Here is a 19,884-nt window from a genome sequence, read left to right on the forward strand (position 1 = left end):
CCGCTGATGTGCGCATGCCGGCTGAACTCTTCTGCATCCGATGAGCAGTCACTTCTTGCCGGGTACATCTAGTCGTTTTCCCACACGACACCGTCGGATTCGGTAAGTAACGGGGGAAGTTCAGTGCTTTCGCTTGGAGGCATTAGATCTTCGGACGGCACTTGACCGCGAGCAGCAGAGCCCGGCCAGAAATTCATGCTGGCACCCCACTGGCTAAGAAGCGTGTCAATCGGTAAGTAGCATCCGTATGTAACACCCTCGTAGATCGCTCTCCCGACGTGCATGCCCAGGGCTCGCAGGCCTTGGCTATCCGATCGCCAGACTGGCCCTCCGGAGTCTCCTTTGGCGCGGGAGTACGTTGCGCAGTAGGAATTGAGTCCGTTCCACGGGTGGTAGCGGAACTGAACCGTCCCTTCAGTTTTGCCGGTCACCATACCCATCTTGCCGACCAGGGTGCCGTACGTCTGATCATCATTGGACATCTTCCCGGTCACCTGTCCACTGCCATTAGGGCCGGGAGAAATCCCAGTCTTCGGATCAACAATCGTCTGGTACATATCAACTCCGGCATCGGCTCGGATGAGCCCGGAGTCGCCGTCAGTGGTGGTCCACTTTAGGTATGCCAACGTGCCGAACCCTGAGGTCGTGCCCTCCACTCGTTGGCCCACTCCGTAGCAGTGGCCGGCCGTCAGGATAAATGTGCCGCTCGCACCGTTGATGACGTAGCCGCCAGTGCATTCGGGGATGCCGTTCTCGTAGAGGGGGTGGCCGACCAGATAGTTGTACCAGCCTGCTTGGGCCGGCTGCACTCCAATCACGACGACAAGAAGCGCCGTCAGTAGGGCTGAGATACCGCCCCTAATTATGTTCCGCACTATGACCCCCATGCTCAAAGTCCATCGCCGGGCTGCGCGCCAGCTACGGCAGACTCTAACGGGTCTAAATGACAACCCGTTGCCGCCACGCTCACTTGCAATACCACGAGCAAAAAGCATGCAGACAGGCCCGACTGACAACAGTCTGCGGCCGTTAGCTAGTCCATGAAGTGGGGCCAGAAATAGCCGCCCTGCCGGGGCCAGAATTAGTTGACATACTCATACAAGCGTCCGGTAAAGGATCCTTCACCGGGCGCTTGCCATTTAACGTCGGGAGTATAGGACTTTTCCCGTCGAGGCGTCCCGGACCTCGGTGACGCGGTCGGTAAAGAAGAAATCGATCGGATGGCCAGCCACGAACGGGCTCGCATTAGTTGTCACATGCGCGTATTCATCACCGAGGTCGTATCCCCAAGCAATGTTAAAAACTGTGAAAGTGGGCCCGTCTTGTACATCCACCAAGGTTCCGAGGCCGTCACGAGCGTTCAAGAGATCGACTAAATCCGCATCTCGGGGCTCAGGGTGCGAATCTTCCATGAAAACAGACTATCGGCACCACTTCCCGTTCATTGGCAGGGGTGCCGTGGCTCCAGCCCGAGCTGTCCAGGCGTCTTGCTCAAACAGAACACGCTCGGCTGGTGAACGAAGCACGCCCGGTGAGGGATCCTTTAGCGGGCGGCCGCGGGCGTGTCTAGAGCTGCATGCTCAGGACTGTTCGGACCGGGATGTTCCCGCCTCGATCATCAGCGACGCGGTGCATTCCGACTTTCTCAGCTACCCGTTCAGAAGCTCGATTATCCGGATGGATGATAGCTATCAGTTCCTTGGCTTCAATATGTTCTCGGGCATACTCGCGACAAGCAGTGGCTGCTTCCGTCGCGTACCCCTGGCCGTGTAGGTCGGAACGCACGTGGTACCCGACCTCAAGCTTCTGGGCGCTGTTCACCTGCTGCCAGGTCAGCCCGCAGTCGCCTATGAACTCTCCGTCATGCGTCTCGACAATCCATAGGCCGTACCCGTGCTCCGCGTAGTTCTCCTGATTCCAATGAATCCAGCTGGCTGCTTCCTCCTGAGACTTGGGTGCAGGGTAGAAGCGCATCACCTCGGGGTCTCCGAGCAACGCGGTCATGTTGTCGAGGTCGGCATCAGTCATCGCACGGAACTGCAATCGATCAGTCGGTTGTGGCATTAGCATCCAACGATGCTATTTCGAGTGCGCGGCTAAGGCACGCAAGCCGATCGCCTTACGGACGTTGTTCTAGAGGGGCTGCGTCTTCGCTTCTGCTTTAGTTCTTTCCAAGATCTCCGCGAAGTGCTGACGGTCGAGATAGTCCGCGCCGGCTAGCCGAATCATGCGCCCCATGTAAGGATCTCGCTGCATCAACTTCCGGTTGCCAAGCCGGATGGTTGTGTAGCCAGCCTTCTTCTCAGCATCTTCCCTAAAGCCCGCCCAATTCATAAGGACGATCAATAGGAGTGCTGAAACGACCAGCAGACCTAGCAGCAGATCAGTAAACAAAGACTGAGGGATACCGGCTTTTTGAAGAACAAGGCCCACCAAGCCAGTTGACGCTCCAACGGCCGTTGCGCGGTGGCGCCACCGTGTTACCTGAAAAGCAGTTCGGCCACTGATCAAACCACTACGGGATCCCGTGTTTATCAAGTCACAGCTCCATATTTCGCCCAGCACTCTCCAACTCTCATGGTTCCACGCCCGTCGGTGGTTCTTGGAATGCCGGACGCCCCGTGAAGGGCCCCCAACCGAACGCAAGATGGCTGCTACATACGTAGAAGTGTGTCGTGGACCGTCACGTGCTCGCCGACCCGCACGATCGACTCGCCAGCCATTCCTTCCCAGCGAGACCAGACGTGGAACTCAATGACCCCGCGTTCGTCTCTGACACTAACCTTCACCGGGGTCTCTCGTTCAAGAACAAGGCGCACTTCGTCACCGTTGAGCCAGCGGATGCTCGCTGACCCAGCGATCTCGTCCCAGGTAAGCGTTACGGTGCTTCCGTCGTTCGCCCACGCGACCAGAGAGACCACCCCAGGCTGATCGGACGGCTCGACCCCAACCCCGATATCATTTAGGTCTTCAAGCCTTGGAACTTCAAGCTGCGCGCTCATAACCACATGCTGCCATACCAGCCAGCCACAATGATCGAGGCCAGCTGCACGCTGGAGGATCCTCAAACGGGCATTTCTCGGGCACAAGATGTCGGCCGCAGCGTCCCACTTCCTTGGAAGTGGGACAACGTTTCCTTCAGGTTCGAATCGTTGCCGGTGCCACCGTTCCCTGCTAGGTTTCCCCTAATCGTTGGGGGAACTATGACTAACCGGGGCCGTCTCGTTCTAGGCAATCTAATTCTCTGTGTCGGAATGCTATCTATTCCTGCTTGCGCGCAATCAGGTGAACCAGCTTGTGAAGCGCCTACGCCGGCCCCTTTCGCTACCTCTAAGTCAGCCGTCGACGTGCCCGCACTGTCGACTGCTTCGCCGAGCCCTACACCTTCTGACACGTGCAAGGACCACACACTAATAACTAGATAGAAACTGATATTGGAGGCCCGGAGCTCCTACTCGAGTACCAAAGCGATAACATCAGGGCTGTACCCCAAAGGAAGAACAGCGGATCCCATAGCCATGCGTGGCCAATCATCGCGTTGAGTTCATACCCACCTGCAGGACGAATGATGCCTCCAAGAACGGCGCCGCTGACAAAGGTGTTCACGACCCCGTAGATGACAAGGAGCAGGCCGCCAGCCCAGCTCACCGCACGCCAGAACCTCTGCCAAGGCATGCGTCCATAAACGACGACGACGGGGATCGTCGCTGCCAGCAACTTCCCTAACGCGACAATGCCAAGCACGAGTCCTGCCTGGATCGGGGCCTCGACTGAAAGCTGGACTGCCCATTGGCCGACCGTGGCCAAGAGCCATTGCCCACCCATGGCCCAGTACAAGCTGAACCCGGCATGCACAGCACCGGCTACGCCGGTAAGGGCTGTTTGACTCCCCTCTGGGGGAAGAAACACACATTTGTCGTCCCCCGATGTCACTGAAATTGGGGGAACTTTGAAAAAACTGAGAATGGCTTTTGTTGCAGCAGCTGCGGTTACGCTCTGTATGACCGCGGTGCCGCCCGTGGCGACGGCAGCAAGCACTAACGGAGAAAGCCGCGAATCTCGAGCGGACGCGATCCTGGCTTCCAAGTACTGGAGTACGACAACGCCAGCATCAGAGGCGCAGAAGGCTAACCGCAAGGCCCTTCCCGTCGACGTCAAAGAAGCTCTGGTAACCATCGCCCTTGACGAGGAGCTTAGCGATCAGCAGTCCGCGCTTCTCGCCAACGCAGGTCTAGCTGAACTGGATCCCAAAAATACAACCTGGAAATTCACTGAAGCGAAGACGGTAGCGGTCCCTGTGGAGAAGTCGTCGGCGGCTTCGCCTCTGAGCATTAATTTGATGGCAGCCCAGTGTTGGATCACGACAGCCGAGGTCCAGAAGTGGAGCTTCGCGACTCAGTCGTTCGGCTGGAAGAGGCAAGTCGACTGGTGCGCTGACGGGTCTCGAGTTACGAGCCGGCACAGAGACTTTCCCTCGGTCGGTTATGTCGATTTCACGTATCACTACCGAGGAGCGGACGGCATTCAAGCCAATGATGTCGGCGGATGGCAGGTGCGCACGTACCAGGCAGCAACGTTCGAGCAGTGCCCGTCTCATCTGGGATGCACCAATACATATCGGCCGTGGATCGAGTTTCAGTTGTACGGCAACAACACCGCCACACATACTAAAGGTGTCTGATGGGCAGTTCGAAATAAAGTCGAGGGGGAGCAATGAACGGTCGAGCATGGGTTCTGGTGATAGCTGGAACTGCTTTTCTGGTTTTTGTTTTGCCGTATGTCTTGGCAGCCTTTGGACTGGCGCCAAATGGAACCGAGACGATGCTGTTTGTGCTGATGCTTTGGGCCGCCACATGGACGGTAAGCCGCCGCAGGCGTGCTCGAGGCGGCGCGTCAGCTGGGTAAGACTCCACAGATATTTGAGACATGAAGGACCGCGCTAAATGCGCGGTCCTTCATGTCATGCCATCCAAGTTAACCTGCAGTGGAGGTGCGGACAGAGACGGTGTCCACTCCACGATGGGGTGAATTCCAAGATTGTCCGCAGCCCTGAAGAGCTCCATGGGTTCGTGGATGCCCGTAAGCCGATCCTTTACCGGGCGGCATGGTCACTAATCAAGAATCTGCACAAGGTTGGTGGTCCTGCCTACGAGCGGCACCGCGACCGGGCAGACTGCTGTCATGACGACTGACTACTTTCGGCGGCATTGGAGTGAGTCGCGCGGTGACGAGCATGCTTCCTGGGGGTCTGCTACCTACTACTTCGAGGTCGGCGATGACGGTTGGCCAATTCGCCAGATCGAGATATGTGAGGCTGGCCCGACCCTGCGCTACGGACCGGAGCACGCGGAGGACAGGTATGGTCAACTCAGCCAGACGCAAATCCGAGCCGAAGACTGGCAACCATGGGCTATCTCGGAAGCTGAATTTAGCCAGGCTTGGCAGACGCGCGACTAGCGCCCTAGCCTTCGAGTCCAGCCTCAATGACTGCGCGTAAGCCGATCCCTAGACGGGCACTTGGGACGTCCGTTAGGCCACCAGCCTACGTGCGGCCAGGGTGGTCGTACCCTCCGATGGTGAGATCTGGCGTTCTATAGCGTGACGTTGGGTTTCTGGTCCTGGAATGGGGGATGCCGATAGGTGACCACAGCAAATGTGAGGCCTATGATCAATCCCAGTACCATGCCAAACAACCACGGGTCGAAACCCACAACTATGTGGGTTATATACAAAGCTACGAATACGCCTGATGACGCCCAAGCCATCAGACCCATGGCAGTCACACGCACCATAAGAGGCACCCGTTCGGGGAGGGCTCGGTGGCACCAAAGGACCAGCCCGCCAATCACTATGCCGGCTAGAGCTCCTACAGGAATCTCTAAAAAGACGAAGGACATCAGTGCCCACTGCAAATAGGCCAGATTGAACTCGGTAAAGAAGTAGTACACGCGCGCTGCCAGTGCTACCGCGGCTCCAACCAGAACGCCCAGCCACAGTAGACGGCGTGCGCAAGTTCGTGATCGCCACCAGCTGGCCCACGAACTACTCTTCACCGTACTTCTTCGCTGCTGCGGTCAAATTCGCTGCTTGGGTTAACCAGAGTCTGGTCAACGAGGTATATCTTCCGAAGTGACGCCTGGGCAAGGTGGTGTGGTGCTGGCATACGCATGGCATCCATCCTTTGATTGAAGGACCAAACTCACGGCCGCTGATCCCTTGCTGAAATTACACTAGTTGCCACATGAAACATGCCTGATCATGCGCCCGTAAGCCGATCCTTCACCGGGCACCCTGAGGAGCAGCTCAGTGTCCAGTCAGATCGCGTCAATTCCAAGCATCGATGAAGTCTGCGATCAAAGTGTTGCCCATACGGCGCGCGTAGTCAGATGCGGTCATGCCTACGAATCTTTCGTCAGTTCCGTCGTCCCTTATTCGAGGATCTGCTCCTGCCTCTAGAAGGACCCTGACCATCTCCACCCCCTCCGAGGACTCCGCTGCCGCCATCAGAGCCGTAAATCCGCGGGGTTTCTCATCTATGCGCGCTCCTGCGGCGATGAGCAGCAGTGCAACTTCGACATTTTCGTAGTTGGCTGCACGTAACAAGGGAGACCACTGCAGGCTGGATTCCCTGACTTTAGGGTCGGCTCCAGCGGCAAGGAGGAGACTGATCGTCTCGGTGTTCCCTGGACCAGCGACGTTGAGCAACGGAGTGAAACCGGAATCGTCCATGACGTCGACCGGACACCCCGCTTTGAGCAGTACCCGTATGATCTCAGCGTGGTTCCGGGATGCAGCGGCGTGCAACGCGGACCACCCGTTGGAATCGGCTTCAGCAGGTGAAACGCCTTGGGCAAGCAGTGAATAGACCTTGCCAAGGTCTCCAGTTCGGGAAGCGCGCACTAATGGCGGGATTCCTTCCAGAAATTCCACTTCATCAAGCTCGTCCACGCCGTACCTCCGCAGTTTCTACAAGACCTAGACCATAGCCTCCATCGGCCCTACCACCGGGACTATAAGGCCACGATGTGCGCGCAAGCCGGTGATCCAGGCGCCCGGAACGGGATCCTCAATCGGACGCCTTCGCTTAGCCCACCAACTTGTGGCCGGTAGCCCGCAGCACGTCTCCTAACCACACGAGAGCGTAAGAAATGGCTTGTTCGGGATCTGCCGCGACGCTTCTGATGCTGTCCAGTGATTCAGTGAGCTGACCAATGGTGAATTCGGTCGGCTGGTCATAAACGTTGTAGATCGCATCAGGTGGGATGGACCAGAAATAGTCCACGTCCACCTCCATGGTCGAGCCATGGCGTTCCTCGACGTGCCGCATCAGGACATCAAATACCTCGCGCAATTCCTGGGTTGTGAATCTCGTTGGATGGTCGGTCATTGAGGGCCTTCCTTCATCCACAAATCTTCGGCGAGCTGTGAGTCTTTAGATCGAACAAGCATGACACCAATCGTCCTGGACCATGATGTGTGCTCGTATTGCCCGGAGAAGGATCCTTCACCGGACGTGGCGATGGCGGCCAACTTGCCATGTCCTAAGCCTCGTCGGCTAACACTTTCATCCGCAGACGCTGTTCTTCCCACATTTCGGGCGTGAAGTCGGGAATGTTCGGCGCGGACGGACGCAAACCGATGAAACCGTCTAACTGCTCGCGCACGATGTCCAAGTGTCCGGCATGACGGTGAGACTCCGCAATCATATGCACCAGAAGGCGTTCCACTGTAGTGTGTCGGTGCTTTACCCACCACGGCACCACCGCCGGTGAATCCAGCTCCAATTCGTCGAGCACTGCATCGGCCGCGCCGGTTGCCTCTCGATAGATCTCAACGGCACCGGCCAGCGTCATGTTCGGCGGCGGGAGGAAGTCTGCCTGAGCGTCCTCGGATGCGATAACGCCTTGGATAACGGGGTTATCAATTTCCCGTCCAAGACATGAAATGAAGTACTGGGTCTCGGTGACGGCCAGGTGGAGCAGTAGACCCATGACATGCGTGCCCGTCGGAGTCAGGGGAGTACGCGCCTGGGCATCACTCAAGTCCTCACATTTCCACAAGATTGCTTCGCGGGCATCGTTCAGATACTCAAGAAGCTGTGCCCCTCTGTCATTCTTAGCAATTGGCATGAACTGAACGCTATACGTGCGTTGATGCACATATCCACTGTCCCGACGTTGCTGTTGATTTTTTGAACCAAGGACTCATGGCGTGACTGCGGCGAACCTTGGGTTCGGTCTCGCAGCCGGGGCCCCTGATGGTCCAGGCCTTCGCTCGCGCACGTGGCCAGGGCTATTCTGGGTGACTTCCCAAGATCCTCCGGCAGGGTCGGTCCTTGCGCGGGGAAGCCAAATTCAGATCACCTTCGTTCAGGACGGTCAAGCACGAAGCGACGTGCCGGAGCAGACGGGTGGGCCGACCCCCTCATTGCAAACTCATGCGGAGGGCGACACGGAGTCGTGAGTTGTCCGGTGAGGGATCCCTCACCGGGCATCAGATCAAGAAGGCCTACCCAGACGTTTGGCAGGAGTTGGCGGAGCCCCCGACCGCTCCCGCAAAGCCGTGGTCCTCCCGGACCTGGCCTGGCCTGGCTCGGACAGGCAACCACCCTCACCAAACTACGGGCAGGACACACACTTGCCGGGTGTAGGCATCTTGCAGGTTCGATCCGAGCATATGCTGCGCAGTCAAAGAATTGAATTGGGCTCCAGATGCACTCGTCCATGGGGCTCTCCTTTGGTTTGCAGGGCCCTTTAGTCACGTTCACGACGATCTGTTAGTCGTTTTTGGTAAGGATGTACTTGTCTTCCGCTATGTCTGGAAACCCGACATAGATGACCAGCCGCACTGTGCCGTCATCGTCCTTCTCTACCGGGAGTATGCGGCCAGTCTTCACTCCCGGTTGGGAATCCGGGTTTGTGAATGTCAAGTCCACGCCGGACTGCTTGTCGTACTTCGGATGCCCGTCCTCGAGGTTTTGTAGGAACCCCCAAGACCCTTCCGAGGTCACCGGCCGTTCACTCAGCATTTCTCTGTAGCCGCTGTCGAGGGGGAAGTCTTTGATGGCGAGGGTGTGGTCAGCACGAAGTTCTACTTCGGCGGCTGGTCCCGGCATGCCTTTTGCGCTTTCATCCGCTGAAAAGGTCCAAGTCCCAACTACTTCATGTTCCTTCACTTCTGGCATGTGAGTGCAAGCGGTAAACACGAGAAGCGGAGTGCACATCAAAAGCGCCCGTCTAACCCTTGCGGGTGCCGAATTGGCGGCCATATTGATCCTTTATTCGGGTCACCCAGCCCACTAGTGGCACTGCTGGTTCGGGTGGCGCGTGGTCTGACCCCATCGTAAGGGACCAAGACCAGAACGGATGTCCGGGACAAAGCCTTTCCCCCTTGCTGGGTGTTCTCTGTACAAGGCCACTGCTCGGAGCCATCCGGGGATGGCACCTCCAACCACGAATCGGGCGCTCCCAGGCCGCTGCTCTCGCTATTCGCGGTCTTGCCTGGTGACTCCCGGGTTGACGGCCCTCGGTACGTTGACCCGGAATTGCCCTCCGGATTCGGATTCCTCGCCGAGGGATGCCGGGGTGAAGTACTCCGCGGCGGAAAGCTCGTACCGCACACTGCCTGCATGGTCGTCTACCCAGTCGACAAGGCGGACGAATCACAGTCGGTAGCGGCGGGATTACCTGTGAGGTGCCATGTTGTCACGCCGCCTCCGCAAGACCTGCACAGCCCGCCCGCAAGCCGGTCCTCCACCGGCCGCTGTGCAGTCCGATCTTGTGGGCGTCGAAATTCCCACCGTTCCGGGTCCCCGGATTCCCGTAAGACCCGCCCGCGAAACTGCCCGGTGAAGGGGCCCTAAACGCTACACTCGGCGTCATGCTTATCGGCTACGCCCGCGTCTGCACAAACACTCAAGTTTTGACCGCCCTCGGGATGCCCTCGCGGCGCCAGCGTGGATCCCGAAGCTATCTACGTGGATCACGGATTCACAGGCATCCAGCGGGAACGGCCCGGCCTTGGCAAAGCCCTGGCCGCATGCCGCAACGGAGACACCCTCGTGGTGACCAAACCTGATCGCCTCGCGCGGTCGCTGCCCGACGCGAGGAATATCGCGGCCATCGATAGGCTCAAGCCATGACGCCAAGGAAGCAGCAGCCCACGAAGGTGCAAGCGGTCTTTTTTGGTGTTCTAGCTCTGATGCTGCTTGGGAGCAGGGTCCTTTCGCTGTTAGAGGGTCATTCTCCAACAGTCCCTTTTTGGATCGTTGTGGGGCTGAATCTCGTCCTCTTAGGCTTGTGCATTTGGTGGTATATCCGCGCTGCAAAGGTCCCCAAACGCTGAAGTGGGGCAATCAGAGGGCCTGATATGGACCCAATATTCGCCCCACTGGTCATGGGCTCCATGTTCCTGGTGGTGGGCACCGTGTCGTTCTGGGCCCGCCGCAAGTTGTCGCGAATGGGAGCAATGCTTGCTGCGGCCAGTCATTTGGTGGACTTGAATACGATCGAGTCGAAGACGCCCCGTGCCTCTCTCGTCAGTTCCGGGTTGATCGATTCGTGGAACGTGGTGAAGCCGACGACAGCGCGTTCGCCGTTCAGGTTGACCACCCGGTAGGTTTCCCGCTGAGCGACGCTTGAGTACCAGCGGGTGCATATGGGCGAGAACTCCGAGCGGACACAGATCTTGTCTTCGTCGCAGCCTTTGATGTCTGCGATGCCTTCGACGGGGTGGTCGAATTCGAAGCTGCGGTAGTCGCCCACCACGACCTCGACCGGAGGGGTGCTCGCCGTTGACGATTGCGCCGTTATTGCGTCGACAAAGTCTTTAGCGGACGGATCGAGCTCGACCAGCGCCCGCCTGCCACGCGCATGCGCCCGTCGGTACGTAGTTCGAAGGCCAGAAAGTCAGGTAGACGGCCATGTCACCCGGGTGATCCGGGTCGTCCTTTCCAAGGCCGTCTTCTTCGGCCGTCCAGCCGTCCGGGACGGTGATCTCGAAAGGTTCCTTGAAACTGGTGGCGAGGTATGTGACGGCGTCGATGACGCCGCTCTCCGGCAACGGTGGGCCCGCGGAAGCCACCGAAGTCGGAGGGCTGGAGGACGGGGAGATATCGTCCGGCTTAGACTCGCACCCGCTGAGACATCCAAGCAGGACGATAGCCACCAAAAGCAAGAGATGGTGCGACCGCTGAGCGGCCTTTCCGAGGGGCGTCAAGGAGCTCATCGGTCGGCGCAATGGGCACAACTGCCCCCACGGGAAGTTCACTGGTCACCCCCGCGGGTGATTTACTGGCGTGACCGTCACATACTTCAGGGGGACAGGTATGAAGGGCTTGGTTGCCACTTTTTTGCTCACGTCGTTGGTGCTCACGGGCTGTGCTGCTGCAGTTCCTAACGGCTCCGCGACGGCGTCAACGGCGCCTTCCGTACTAACGGGCGCGAAGACCTACGCAAGGTTGGACTCGGCGGGCATCGAGCAGATCAAGAAGTCGAGGATGGCAATTTTCGACATGACGTCCGGGGAGCTCACAAAGGAGAACGTCGGCCTCGAAAATGGAACCAGCCAAGCTCCGGATGTCCTTATTTCTGACGGGCTGATGGAGCTGAAGATCGAAGCGCCGACGGGACTGATCAGCGCTAAGACTGATCGGCTCAGGCTCAACGGTATGAATAACAGGTCCGACTTCCGCGAAATCACGTACTTCCTTAAGGCCGAATCGTTCGAGGACTTCACAGCCCTGATCCGCGACGGCGTGGACCGCTACGGAATTCCCAGCGAGTCAGCAGAGGGCTGGATCGAATCGATGTCCAGCCGGCCAGAGGATGAAGGTGACTTTTCCTTGGCTCCGGGCACCTCAACAGGCCTCCAAGTCTCGTACGACCTCCGATACGACGGTTCAAAGGACGTACAGGTCATTATTGTGCACGTTCACCCCGCCTAATCCCTGCACCAGCCCTCCGTAGGAAGAGCACCGTGGAACCTCACAACCCGTACTCCCCGAATTATTTCCCGAGTCACCCCGGACAGGTCCAACCTCCGCCGTTGCCCGCGTGGGCCAGGACATTTCGGACGATCCTGCTGATCCTGGCAGGTCTTCTGGTGCTCCTGCTGCTGCTGCTTTTCGGCGCAGGTACGTCCGGATCGGCCGATATGTACAGCGAAGGCGGGCTGAGCGTTTTACAGGCCACAATCTGGCTAGGTTTGGGGACAGTTTTGCTGGCGTTCCCGTACGTGATCGCCAGCATCATCTACGCTGCTCTATGGGCCGGCAAGCTGCGCGGGAGAGGTTACCGTCGGCACCCAGGGACGACCTGGATCCTGATTGCCGGCCCAATTGTTTCTGCGTTACCTATATTGGGCCTAGTAGGGCTGATCACTGCCGACCCCAGCACGTTGTGAACCTCTGACCAGCTGACCTGAAAGAAAGACCGGACCATGAATTCCGACCGCCATCGGCGCAATGATGACGTGTACGCAGAGCACAAGGCTGCAGTGGCCGCCGGGGAAAAACGCGTACTCCGCAACACCAGTACCGGCGAACTGCACAGCTACCCGGCAGACGAAATTGGCTTTACGCCAGGCAGTGGGCAGGCGCAGGTCAGCACATGGTGGGGGATGGGAATTCTCGCGGTCGTTGCCGCGATACTAACGGTCTTTTCGGTGGTGCTGTTGCTGGCTCCGCTGGGACAGGGGCAAAGCCCTATGTGGGGCGCGCTGTTTCTGACTGCCGGAGGCGGTGCCTTCACCTTCTATGCAGTCATGCTGTCGCGCCAAGAGTACCGGGCGACGCAGCTCCGTAAGTTGCGGGGTTCGCCGAAACCAAACTCGACCGGCAGGGCAGACTATTGGGAGCCCGCTCAGCAGCCACCGCAGCCGCGACCTGAGTCAAAGAGCAAGGTGAAATCCCTGGACGACTACACCGACGACATTCATAACCGGCCATCAAACGGGGAACTCCGTTTTTGGATCGCTTTTCAAGTGGTCGTCGTGGGCGCACTTGGCTATGTGATCCCGCTATTCAGCCTGCACTGGGTTGGCCTGCGGCAATGGGCCCTGGTCTTCATTCCATTGCTATGCGCGGCGGCGTTGGTCTGGTGGCTCCTTCGCTCCCTGAAACGACGCGGTGTGAAGACCAAAGCCTTGTACCGGTCTTACGGTGGCGACCCCGCCGGCACCAGTGACCTGCTGTTCGGCCAAGTGACATACAAGATCACGCCGGATGGCCGTTGGAGCTGGCCAACGTCAAGCTCGGGGGACTAGCGCTGGAGAGCAGCGTAGGCGACCTGAACCGCCTGATTTACTCCACGAGCTTTCCGGCGACCGAGTCTTCAGCATGGGCCTCAGCCAAGGCCCGGAAGGAGTCTGGAGCTGGGGCCAACGTTTCGAAGCCGACACCTTCACCTGGTGACCAGACAAAGTTTCCCTGCAGTGCGGGATCCAGCGTTGGGTAGTCGGCACGGTTGTGTGCTCCGCGGGTTTCGCGGCGTTCAAGAGCACACTCCAGGGTGGCTCGTGCAGCGAGGAGGGAACCTAGAAGGTCGTAGGCGTGGGCCAGATCGTCGAACCCCGCAATGTCCGGGTGCGCTGTAACGAACTGCGCACGTCCCTCCAGATCATCCAGCTTCCCGAGTCCCGCCAGCAGCCCCTGTTCGGTGCGCACTACGCCGGCATGTTCGGTCATCAGATTCCGCAGTTCACGCTGCAGCCGACGCGCTGACTCCGTACCCTTCCCGTTCAGCAGGCTTCGCATTTCGTTGCGGGCAAGACCGACTGCTGCAGGATCCCGATGCACATCGGTGAGCGAACGTACGTAGTCGGCCACGTGCTCGCCGGTAATACGCCCGTAGACGAGCAGCTCAATCAGGGAGTTTCCTCCGAGGCGATTGGCTCCGTGCAGCCCCGAGGATGCCTCGCCGATGGCATACAGTCCGTTCACTCCCGTTCCGTGGTCCTCCGGGGCAACCCAGACTCCGCCCATCGAGTAGTGAGCGGTAGGCGCGATCTCCATCTTGGTAGTGGTGATGTCCAGCATCTGAAGGTCAATCAAGGTGCGATAAACCCTGGGCAGCTTTTCCATGATGGTCTCTCGAGGCAGGTGGGAGACGTCCAGGTAGACCCCGCCCTTCGCAGTCCCACGGCCCTCCGCAACCTCGGTGAATCCGGCCAGGGCCACGCGGTCCCGGGTGGAGAGTTCCATCCGCTCGGGATCGTAACGTTCCATGAAGCGCTCGCCGAGTGCGTTGGTGAGGATGCCGCCTTCTCCGCGTGCCGCTTCGGACACCAAGGTGCCTGCGGCGTCGTCGGGCTCAAGCAGGCCGGAGGGGTGGAACTGGACCAACTCGGCGTCGCGGATCCGGGCACCGGCCAGGGCAGCCAGACGGAAAGAGTCGCCGGTGTTTTCATCGCGTCGTGAGGACGTGTGGCGCCAGATGCGCGTATGCCCACCGGCGGCGAGGATGACCGCATCGGCGTGGATTTGGACGGGGGTGCCATCCACTATGTCGAAACCATAGGCCCCGAAAATGGTGCCGTCGGACACTAGTAGCCGGGTGATGTACACGGTGTCGATGATGGGTACGTTCAACTCTGCCGCGCGGCGCATGAGCGTGCGCTGGATCTCCAGCCCGGTGTAATCCCCGGCATAAGCGGTGCGGCGATACTTGTGAGCGCCGAAGAAGCGCTGGGAGATGCGACCGTCCTCCTCGCGTGCGAACGGCATGCCCCACTGTTCAAGGTCCTCGATACCGCGGGCCGCGTTCTGGGCCACGGTTTCCACAATGGTCGGGTCGGCCAGGAAGTACGACTCACGCAAGGTGTCTGCGGCGTGCTGCTCCCAGCTGTCTTCCGGGTCCATGGTGCCCAAGGCAGCGTTGATGCCACCGGCGGCCAGGCTCGTGTGCGCGTCATGCTTTCTGCGCTTACCTACAGCGAGCACTTGGACGCCTCTCTGGGCGAGTTCAATGGAGGCGCGCAACCCGGCGCCGCCGGTGCCGATGACCAGCACCGAAGTGGACAAGAGACGTTCTGGGGCTGAAGAAAGGTTCATATCAGCAACGGTAGGAGGAAAGCCGCAATGTCTCCAATGAAGTATTTGCCTCATCCTGATGCGTTTATGCTATGAGCATGAAGCTAGACCAGTTGCGTTCCTTTGAGATGGTGGCTCGAGTAGGCCATTTCACACGCGCCGCCGAGGAACTGTATCTTGCTCAACCGTCATTGAGCCGGCAGATCGCAGCACTTGAGGCTCATCTCGGTACGGAGCTCTTTCACCGTCGGCCTTCAGGCGTGACGCTGACAAACGCAGGAGAGCTGCTCCTGCCTATTGCCCGCCGCATGCTCGGCGATGCACAGGCCGCACAGGACCAAATCCAGGAACTCGCAGGATTGCGCCGCGGCCGCGTTCGCCTCGGCGCCCCACCTACTTTGTGCGTCTCGCTGGTAGCCGATGTGCTGGCCGCTTTCCGCAACGCTTATCCCGGCGTGGAGTTGCACATCACTGAGGGCGGTTCGCGTTTTCTGGTTGAGGCCCTCAACGAAAGCACCCTGGATCTGGCCTTGGTGGTCACGCGCGGAACCGACCCCTCCGTGCCGGGCACTGAGCTGGTCCCACTGCTTTCCGAGGAGCTGGTGGTCATATCCGCTGTGAAGTCAGGGGCACCGGAAGAATTCACGCTCGAGGAACTTGCGCACGTGCCGCAGGTGGCGTTCAACCGCAGTTATGAGCTGCGCGTGGCGACAGATGCTGCGTTCTCCGCCGCCGGTCTCGAACCCGTGATCGCCGTCGAGGGCGGGGAGATGGACGCCGTGCTGCGGTTCGTGGAACGCGGCCTGGGTGTGGCGGTGGTGCCGGCGATGGTGGTCATTGACCGGCCCGGACTGCGGAGTGCACGTTTGGTGCGTCCCTCCCTGACGCGAACCGTCAACCTGGCGCGCCGCAACGACGTCGGACCTTCAGCGGCCGCCGCCGCTATGCAGCAGTTCATCTTCGACACCGTAGACCGGCTCGCAGCACCGGGCACCGAGCTGTCGCGGCTGGTCACGGCAGCGCCACGTCACTGATCGACATCAAAACGCCGACGACGGCGGCCGGCTGGCCTCAGCGCGCACGACGGCACTCCGTAGTTGAACGAAGCTAGACTGTGCGGATCAGGACGGATTGGGGGATTCCGTGCGAGCTGTTGTCGCCGTTCCGCTGGTCGGTCGTTGCCAGCAGCCAGCGAATTGAGGACACGGCATGAACTTCTTCGAGGACTTCCCTAAGCCTGAACACGTTGAACAGGCCAAGAACGTGAAGTTCGTTCCGCCTCCATGGGTCGGCCCGCCGCAGGACGAGCTCCCCACAGTGATGCACATCGGGCAGTTTCTGCACCGCAGTCCCAACCTGGTTCTGCTCGTCAAGAGCGCGGAGATTTACGCCACGGGCTGTTCGTTCGACCTTGCGTGGATCATTCGTCGTGTTGACGAGAGCGACGAGGAATGGACCATGCTTCATGCGTCGGTTTTCCAGCACGGTCCCGGGATGGGACCCACCAGCGAGGACCGGCAGTTGCTGTTAGGTGTCCAGCTCCCGGATGGCGGCAGTGCGAGGACGGGCATCTTTGCACGGGCTAGTTTCTTGAATCTTAAGGATCAACCCGAAGCGCCAACTCTGGCGTTCCGCGGGGGCGGCGGTAGCGGCAACGACGACGAGGTATCAGCATCAGGAAACCTCTGGCTGTGGCCGCTGCCCGCTGACGGAGACATCCGGCTGCTGGCGCAGTGGAAAGGGCTCGGCGTCGCGGAGTGCTCCATCGTGATCGATGGGAGCCAGTTAGCGGCTGCCGCGGCCAGCGTGCAGAGCCTCTGGCAGTAGCGCGCAGCCAGAAATAGCGCGTACGACGGCGTTGCTGCCGCCACCTCAAGTGGTGACCGGTCGGATCAGGCGAGCAGTCTCGGCTTTCCTTCGGAATCCCGCCCCAGCCGTGCAAAGAGCATCAACACGAGCGCGGTTCCGGATAAAACTCCGTCTGCGATGCCCGCTGGAAGGAGGAAGATCATCAACGTGAGCGTAACGACGCAATTGATCAGCGAAAGACCGAGGCCCCAGAGGCGGTTACGCAGCAAGCCGATAGCGCCAAGAACACGGAGCGCAGCAAAAATGCCGCTCATGGCCATCATGAAGTACAGGTTTTCCTGCAAGAACGGCAGGGCGAAAACATCGGCTCGTTCAGAAATGACTTCCTGAGGGACGCCGATGGCGAGCAGGACGATCAGCCCGACGAATACGAGCCCTTCCATAAGAATGCCCTGTGCCAGAAGTAGCGTGCCCGCCCACCGGTACTGCCGCCGTCGAGTTTGAAGAGCCTTCACGCTGTGCTGATCGCTGACGATTCCGGAAAGAAGTGAATTGGCCCCAGACATGGCTCAATAGTTGCACGGGCAAGCACCACTCCGGTTGTCGACCATCCCTAGATGAATCTGAATGACCAATCCCTGCTCCCGCCCGCTACGAACCATTCACATGACAAACCTCGGAACCCGGGCTAAAGGCCCCACCATGATGGCCGCACTGGCAGGCGTGGTGTCGGCCGCCGTCGTTCTTGCCGTTGCAGAGCTGATCGGCGCATTCTTCACTGCCAGGGCAACCCCGGTGTTTGCGCTGGGATCCACGTTCATCGACTTCACGCCGTCGTGGATGAAGGACTTCGCGATCGCCACGTTCGGTACCAACGACAAGGCTGCGCTGTTCGTAGGCATGGGCTTGACCATCGCACTGCTCGCTTGCGTATTGGGCGTAGTGGCTTACCGGAAGTGGGCTCTTGGTGTCCTGGGCGTGCTGTTCATGGGCGTAGTGATTGTGGCCTCAGTCCTGACGCGCGCCGGGGTGGGACCCGCCGATGCGATCCCTTCCGTGGTGGGAACCATCGCCGGCCTCGTAGCCCTGCGGCGCCTTATGGTGCCGTTGTGGGGGTTGAAGGCCTGGCCGGAAGCTCCCGCTGACATAGCGGCCGACGTCGAAGATCAGGTTGGTGGCATCGGCACCAGCCGCCGTCGCTTCTTTGCTGCTGCCGGGATTACAGCGGTGGCCGCCGGAATCGCGGCGACCGGTGGGCGGCTGCTGGGTGCCGCGCGCAACAATATAGCCCAAGCCCGGGATGCCCTCAGGCTGCCGGCGCCGGCTAGGGCTGCGGCCGCGGTACCGTCGGGCGTCCAGTCCCCGGTTGCCGGAGTTACCTCCTGGCTGACGCCGAACAGTGAGTTCTACCGCATTGATACGGCCCTGAGCGTCCCCGAAATCAACATCGATGATTGGGAACTGCGGGTGCACGGAATGGTTGAGCAGGAGGTCACCCTCACCTTCCAGGACCTGCTCGACGCCGATCTGATCGAATCGCACGTCACCCTCACCTGCGTATCGAACCCGGTGAGCGGAAAGCTGGTGGGAAACGCCAAGTGGCTGGGCCTTCCCATCCGCGATGTCCTGGCCAGAGCGAAACCCAAAGAGGGCGCGGACATGGTGCTCTCAAGGTCGATTGACGGCTTCAGCGCCTCCACTCCGTTGGAGGTCCTGCAGGATGACCGCGACGCCATGCTGGCCATTGGCATGAACGATGAGCCGCTTCCTGTGGAGCATGGGTTCCCCGTGCGGATGGTGGTTCCTGGGCTGTACGGCTTCGTCTCTGCCACCAAGTGGGTGGTGGACTTGGAGGTCACCCGCTTCGCGGACAGCAAGGCTTACTGGACCGAGCGCGGCTGGTCGGAGCGTGGCCCCATCAAGACCATGGCACGCGTGGACGTACCCGCGTCGTTTGCGAAAATGCCGGCGGGGAAGGTCGCCGTGGGCGGCACCGCATGGGCGCAGACGCGGGGAATAACCAAGGTGGAAGTCCAGATCGACGACGGCGATTGGGTGGAAGCAACGCTTTCAGACGAAGCTTCCGTGATCACCTGGCGCCAGTGGTCCTACGAATGGGACGCCACGCCCGGCATCCACTACGTCAAGGCCCGGGCCACCGACGGAACCGGCGAAACCCAGACGGACAAGCGTGCCGATCCGGTGCCTGACGGAGCCTCGGGCTGGCCGTCGGTGATGGTCACTGTGGAGTAGTTGGTTGTTCGCCAGGGATACGGACGGTTCGCCAGGTGTCCACTGCAATGACTGCACTGAGCACGATAAGTGACAGTGACACCGACGCCACTGCGTCGCTGGCCCAGTGATAGCCCAGATAGAGCCGGCTGACTGCCGCCAGAAAAACGCCGATGATAGCGACGACAAAACTGAGGACGGTGGCCTTGGGGTTCCGGTGCCGTGAGAAGACCAGGAAGGTAGTGACCAGCAGGACGTCAGAGGCTCCGAGGACATGCCCCGAGGGAAACGAGTATGTGTAGTCGACGCCGAACAACATGAGGTCAACAGGTGGCCGCTGTCGTCTCACGGACCTACCCACAAGCTGGGCCAGCCCCACGCCCGTCAGCATCGCGGCCGCAAGGAGCGTCGGACGCCAGGCGTGCTTGGCCAGGACGCCCCACGTCACAGTGACGATCAGGACGATGATGGGCAGCGCTACTGGACCGAAGATGACGGCGAGAATGATCATCAACACAGTCAGCGTTTCCGTACGAACACTCAAGAGCCACTCTCGTGCCGTGCTATCGGCGCTGGCCAGCCCGTCGTTGTTCAGGACACCGATGAGGGCTGCAAGGAATACCGCCGAGCCTGTGATGGCCAAGAGTGCTGCGGTCCGGTACAGGGCTCTTCTGGCATGGGGTTCAACGTAGCGCTCTTCCACGACGAATTTCTCGTGAAAGACACCCCACCAGCCGGTTTGTTTGCTAGCCATGGCTCAGTGTCAGGGCGGCAAGGTTGCCGCGTCAACGGAGAGCTTTCGACTGTTGTCCGTG

At 59.8% G+C, this 19,884-nt stretch carries 26 protein-coding genes; 10 read left to right on the forward strand and 16 right to left on the reverse strand.

What is annotated here, in order from left to right:
* Positions 1 to 68: 68 nt before the first annotated feature.
* The 6 genes from ACZ881_RS08690 to ACZ881_RS08715 all read right to left on the reverse strand — a co-directional run bounded on the left by ACZ881_RS08690 (position 69) and on the right by ACZ881_RS08715 (position 3,909).
* Entirely contained in the window at positions 69 to 875 is an 807-nt protein-coding gene (locus ACZ881_RS08690) for a trypsin-like serine protease (protein WP_476114263.1), read from the reverse strand.
* A 264-nt stretch (positions 876 to 1,139) separates the two neighbouring features.
* Positions 1,140 to 1,412 (reverse strand): hypothetical protein, encoded by a 273-nt coding sequence (locus tag ACZ881_RS08695; RefSeq protein WP_476114265.1) that lies wholly within the window; start codon positions 1,410 to 1,412, stop codon positions 1,140 to 1,142.
* 154 nt (positions 1,413 to 1,566) lie between these two features.
* Positions 1,567 to 2,070: a GNAT family N-acetyltransferase gene (locus tag ACZ881_RS08700; RefSeq protein ID WP_476114267.1), complete on the reverse strand. Its 504-nt coding sequence runs from the start codon at positions 2,068 to 2,070 to the stop codon at positions 1,567 to 1,569.
* Between the two features lie 63 nt (positions 2,071 to 2,133).
* Positions 2,134 to 2,433, reverse strand: coding sequence for a hypothetical protein (locus ACZ881_RS08705; RefSeq protein ID WP_476114271.1), 300 nt, complete (start codon positions 2,431 to 2,433; stop codon positions 2,134 to 2,136).
* A gap of 221 nt (positions 2,434 to 2,654) precedes the next feature.
* Positions 2,655 to 3,002, reverse strand: a complete 348-nt coding sequence (locus ACZ881_RS08710; protein WP_476114273.1) for a hypothetical protein — start codon at positions 3,000 to 3,002, stop codon at positions 2,655 to 2,657.
* Positions 3,003 to 3,417: 415 nt separating this feature from the next.
* Positions 3,418 to 3,909 (reverse strand): DUF3995 domain-containing protein, encoded by a 492-nt coding sequence (locus tag ACZ881_RS08715; protein WP_476114275.1) that lies wholly within the window; start codon positions 3,907 to 3,909, stop codon positions 3,418 to 3,420.
* Between the two features lie 55 nt (positions 3,910 to 3,964).
* Between ACZ881_RS08715 and ACZ881_RS08720 the strand changes: the two genes are divergently transcribed.
* From ACZ881_RS08720 to ACZ881_RS08730, 3 genes are all read left to right on the forward strand, one after another.
* Positions 3,965 to 4,681 carry a hypothetical protein gene (locus ACZ881_RS08720; protein WP_476114278.1) on the forward strand — a complete coding sequence of 239 codons (717 nt, stop codon included), beginning with the start codon at positions 3,965 to 3,967 and terminating at the stop codon, positions 4,679 to 4,681.
* A 343-nt stretch (positions 4,682 to 5,024) separates the two neighbouring features.
* On the forward strand, positions 5,025 to 5,192 hold the full coding sequence (locus ACZ881_RS08725; RefSeq protein ID WP_476114281.1) for a hypothetical protein: 168 nt from the start codon (positions 5,025 to 5,027) through the stop codon (positions 5,190 to 5,192).
* Positions 5,182 to 5,457, forward strand: a complete 276-nt coding sequence (locus ACZ881_RS08730) for a hypothetical protein (protein ID WP_476114284.1) — start codon at positions 5,182 to 5,184, stop codon at positions 5,455 to 5,457. The genes ACZ881_RS08725 and ACZ881_RS08730 overlap by 11 nt, the downstream gene beginning before the upstream one ends.
* A gap of 867 nt (positions 5,458 to 6,324) precedes the next feature.
* Here ACZ881_RS08730 and ACZ881_RS08735 read toward each other — a convergent pair.
* From ACZ881_RS08735 to ACZ881_RS08755, 5 genes are all read right to left on the reverse strand, one after another.
* Positions 6,325 to 6,900, reverse strand: a complete 576-nt coding sequence (locus tag ACZ881_RS08735) for an ankyrin repeat domain-containing protein (RefSeq protein WP_476114286.1) — start codon at positions 6,898 to 6,900, stop codon at positions 6,325 to 6,327.
* Positions 6,901 to 7,084: 184 nt separating this feature from the next.
* Entirely contained in the window at positions 7,085 to 7,387 is a 303-nt protein-coding gene (locus tag ACZ881_RS08740) for a hypothetical protein (protein ID WP_476114288.1), read from the reverse strand.
* Positions 7,388 to 7,541: 154 nt separating this feature from the next.
* Entirely contained in the window at positions 7,542 to 8,129 is a 588-nt protein-coding gene (locus ACZ881_RS08745; RefSeq protein WP_476114291.1) for a DinB family protein, read from the reverse strand.
* Between the two features lie 647 nt (positions 8,130 to 8,776).
* Positions 8,777 to 9,268 (reverse strand): hypothetical protein, encoded by a 492-nt coding sequence (locus ACZ881_RS08750; RefSeq protein WP_476114293.1) that lies wholly within the window; start codon positions 9,266 to 9,268, stop codon positions 8,777 to 8,779.
* A gap of 216 nt (positions 9,269 to 9,484) precedes the next feature.
* Entirely contained in the window at positions 9,485 to 9,619 is a 135-nt protein-coding gene (locus ACZ881_RS08755; protein WP_476114295.1) for a hypothetical protein, read from the reverse strand.
* 336 nt (positions 9,620 to 9,955) lie between these two features.
* Between ACZ881_RS08755 and ACZ881_RS08760 the strand changes: the two genes are divergently transcribed.
* Entirely contained in the window at positions 9,956 to 10,141 is a 186-nt protein-coding gene (locus tag ACZ881_RS08760) for a recombinase family protein (protein ID WP_476114296.1), read from the forward strand.
* A gap of 343 nt (positions 10,142 to 10,484) precedes the next feature.
* On the opposite strand, the gene ACZ881_RS08765 is transcribed toward ACZ881_RS08760, so the two are convergent.
* On the reverse strand, positions 10,485 to 10,766 hold the full coding sequence (locus tag ACZ881_RS08765) for a hypothetical protein (protein ID WP_476114298.1): 282 nt from the start codon (positions 10,764 to 10,766) through the stop codon (positions 10,485 to 10,487).
* 61 nt (positions 10,767 to 10,827) lie between these two features.
* Positions 10,828 to 11,082 (reverse strand): hypothetical protein, encoded by a 255-nt coding sequence (locus tag ACZ881_RS08770; protein ID WP_476114302.1) that lies wholly within the window; start codon positions 11,080 to 11,082, stop codon positions 10,828 to 10,830.
* A 244-nt stretch (positions 11,083 to 11,326) separates the two neighbouring features.
* On the opposite strand from ACZ881_RS08770, the gene ACZ881_RS08775 reads away from it, so the two are divergent.
* Genes ACZ881_RS08775 through ACZ881_RS08785 form a run of 3 tightly spaced genes read left to right on the forward strand, consistent with a single transcriptional unit; the run spans position 11,327 to position 13,263 of the window.
* Complete coding sequence (locus tag ACZ881_RS08775) at positions 11,327 to 11,944, forward strand: hypothetical protein (protein ID WP_476114305.1); 618 nt, start codon at positions 11,327 to 11,329, stop codon at positions 11,942 to 11,944.
* Positions 11,945 to 11,976: 32 nt separating this feature from the next.
* Positions 11,977 to 12,402, forward strand: a complete 426-nt coding sequence (locus tag ACZ881_RS08780) for a hypothetical protein (RefSeq protein ID WP_476114307.1) — start codon at positions 11,977 to 11,979, stop codon at positions 12,400 to 12,402.
* A gap of 36 nt (positions 12,403 to 12,438) precedes the next feature.
* Positions 12,439 to 13,263 carry a LapA family protein gene (locus tag ACZ881_RS08785; RefSeq protein ID WP_476114311.1) on the forward strand — a complete coding sequence of 275 codons (825 nt, stop codon included), beginning with the start codon at positions 12,439 to 12,441 and terminating at the stop codon, positions 13,261 to 13,263.
* A gap of 37 nt (positions 13,264 to 13,300) precedes the next feature.
* Here ACZ881_RS08785 and ACZ881_RS08790 read toward each other — a convergent pair whose 3' ends face one another.
* Positions 13,301 to 15,049: an L-aspartate oxidase gene (locus tag ACZ881_RS08790; RefSeq protein WP_476114315.1), complete on the reverse strand. Its 1,749-nt coding sequence runs from the start codon at positions 15,047 to 15,049 to the stop codon at positions 13,301 to 13,303.
* A gap of 71 nt (positions 15,050 to 15,120) precedes the next feature.
* On the opposite strand from ACZ881_RS08790, the gene ACZ881_RS08795 reads away from it, so the two are divergent.
* Together ACZ881_RS08795 and ACZ881_RS08800 are read left to right on the forward strand one after the other, a co-directional pair.
* Positions 15,121 to 16,062: a LysR family transcriptional regulator gene (locus ACZ881_RS08795; protein WP_476114318.1), complete on the forward strand. Its 942-nt coding sequence runs from the start codon at positions 15,121 to 15,123 to the stop codon at positions 16,060 to 16,062.
* A 175-nt stretch (positions 16,063 to 16,237) separates the two neighbouring features.
* Positions 16,238 to 16,855: a hypothetical protein gene (locus ACZ881_RS08800; protein ID WP_476114322.1), complete on the forward strand. Its 618-nt coding sequence runs from the start codon at positions 16,238 to 16,240 to the stop codon at positions 16,853 to 16,855.
* Between the two features lie 65 nt (positions 16,856 to 16,920).
* Here the strand turns inward: ACZ881_RS08800 and ACZ881_RS08805 are convergent, their stop codons facing one another.
* Positions 16,921 to 17,403 (reverse strand): hypothetical protein, encoded by a 483-nt coding sequence (locus ACZ881_RS08805; RefSeq protein ID WP_476114324.1) that lies wholly within the window; start codon positions 17,401 to 17,403, stop codon positions 16,921 to 16,923.
* 100 nt (positions 17,404 to 17,503) lie between these two features.
* On the opposite strand from ACZ881_RS08805, the gene ACZ881_RS08810 reads away from it, so the two are divergent.
* Positions 17,504 to 19,090, forward strand: coding sequence for a molybdopterin-dependent oxidoreductase (locus tag ACZ881_RS08810; RefSeq protein ID WP_476114326.1), 1,587 nt, complete (start codon positions 17,504 to 17,506; stop codon positions 19,088 to 19,090).
* Here the strand turns inward: ACZ881_RS08810 and ACZ881_RS08815 are convergent.
* The gene (locus ACZ881_RS08815; protein ID WP_476114329.1) at positions 19,077 to 19,823 is read right to left on the reverse strand and encodes a phosphatase PAP2 family protein; all 747 of its coding nucleotides are present in this window, start codon (positions 19,821 to 19,823) and stop codon (positions 19,077 to 19,079) included. The two genes, ACZ881_RS08810 and ACZ881_RS08815, sit on opposite strands and share 14 nt — an antisense overlap.
* Positions 19,824 to 19,884: the final 61 nt, after the last annotated feature.

Source organism: Paenarthrobacter sp. TE3676 (assembly GCF_056279165.1).

What these genes read in the sequence shown, in the direction of transcription:
- ACZ881_RS08695 (WP_476114265.1), bottom strand. Translation starts at nt 1,412, where the DNA reads ATGGAAGATTCGCACCCTGAGCCCCGAGATGCGGATTTAGTCGATCTC.
- ACZ881_RS08700 (WP_476114267.1), bottom strand. Translation starts at nt 2,070, where the DNA reads ATGCTAATGCCACAACCGACTGATCGATTGCAGTTCCGTGCGATGACT.
- ACZ881_RS08710 (WP_476114273.1), bottom strand. Translation starts at nt 3,002, where the DNA reads ATGAGCGCGCAGCTTGAAGTTCCAAGGCTTGAAGACCTAAATGATATC.
- ACZ881_RS08720 (WP_476114278.1), top strand. Translation starts at nt 3,965, where the DNA reads ATGGCTTTTGTTGCAGCAGCTGCGGTTACGCTCTGTATGACCGCGGTG.
- ACZ881_RS08730 (WP_476114284.1), top strand. Translation starts at nt 5,182, where the DNA reads ATGACGACTGACTACTTTCGGCGGCATTGGAGTGAGTCGCGCGGTGAC.
- ACZ881_RS08740 (WP_476114288.1), bottom strand. Translation starts at nt 7,387, where the DNA reads ATGACCGACCATCCAACGAGATTCACAACCCAGGAATTGCGCGAGGTA.
- ACZ881_RS08745 (WP_476114291.1), bottom strand. Translation starts at nt 8,129, where the DNA reads ATGCCAATTGCTAAGAATGACAGAGGGGCACAGCTTCTTGAGTATCTG.
- ACZ881_RS08750 (WP_476114293.1), bottom strand. Translation starts at nt 9,268, where the DNA reads ATGGCCGCCAATTCGGCACCCGCAAGGGTTAGACGGGCGCTTTTGATG.
- ACZ881_RS08775 (WP_476114305.1), top strand. Translation starts at nt 11,327, where the DNA reads ATGAAGGGCTTGGTTGCCACTTTTTTGCTCACGTCGTTGGTGCTCACG.
- ACZ881_RS08785 (WP_476114311.1), top strand. Translation starts at nt 12,439, where the DNA reads ATGAATTCCGACCGCCATCGGCGCAATGATGACGTGTACGCAGAGCAC.
- ACZ881_RS08790 (WP_476114315.1), bottom strand. Translation starts at nt 15,049, where the DNA reads ATGAACCTTTCTTCAGCCCCAGAACGTCTCTTGTCCACTTCGGTGCTG.
- ACZ881_RS08795 (WP_476114318.1), top strand. Translation starts at nt 15,121, where the DNA reads ATGAGCATGAAGCTAGACCAGTTGCGTTCCTTTGAGATGGTGGCTCGA.
- ACZ881_RS08800 (WP_476114322.1), top strand. Translation starts at nt 16,238, where the DNA reads ATGAACTTCTTCGAGGACTTCCCTAAGCCTGAACACGTTGAACAGGCC.
- ACZ881_RS08805 (WP_476114324.1), bottom strand. Translation starts at nt 17,403, where the DNA reads ATGTCTGGGGCCAATTCACTTCTTTCCGGAATCGTCAGCGATCAGCAC.
- ACZ881_RS08810 (WP_476114326.1), top strand. Translation starts at nt 17,504, where the DNA reads ATGACAAACCTCGGAACCCGGGCTAAAGGCCCCACCATGATGGCCGCA.
- ACZ881_RS08815 (WP_476114329.1), bottom strand. Translation starts at nt 19,823, where the DNA reads ATGGCTAGCAAACAAACCGGCTGGTGGGGTGTCTTTCACGAGAAATTC.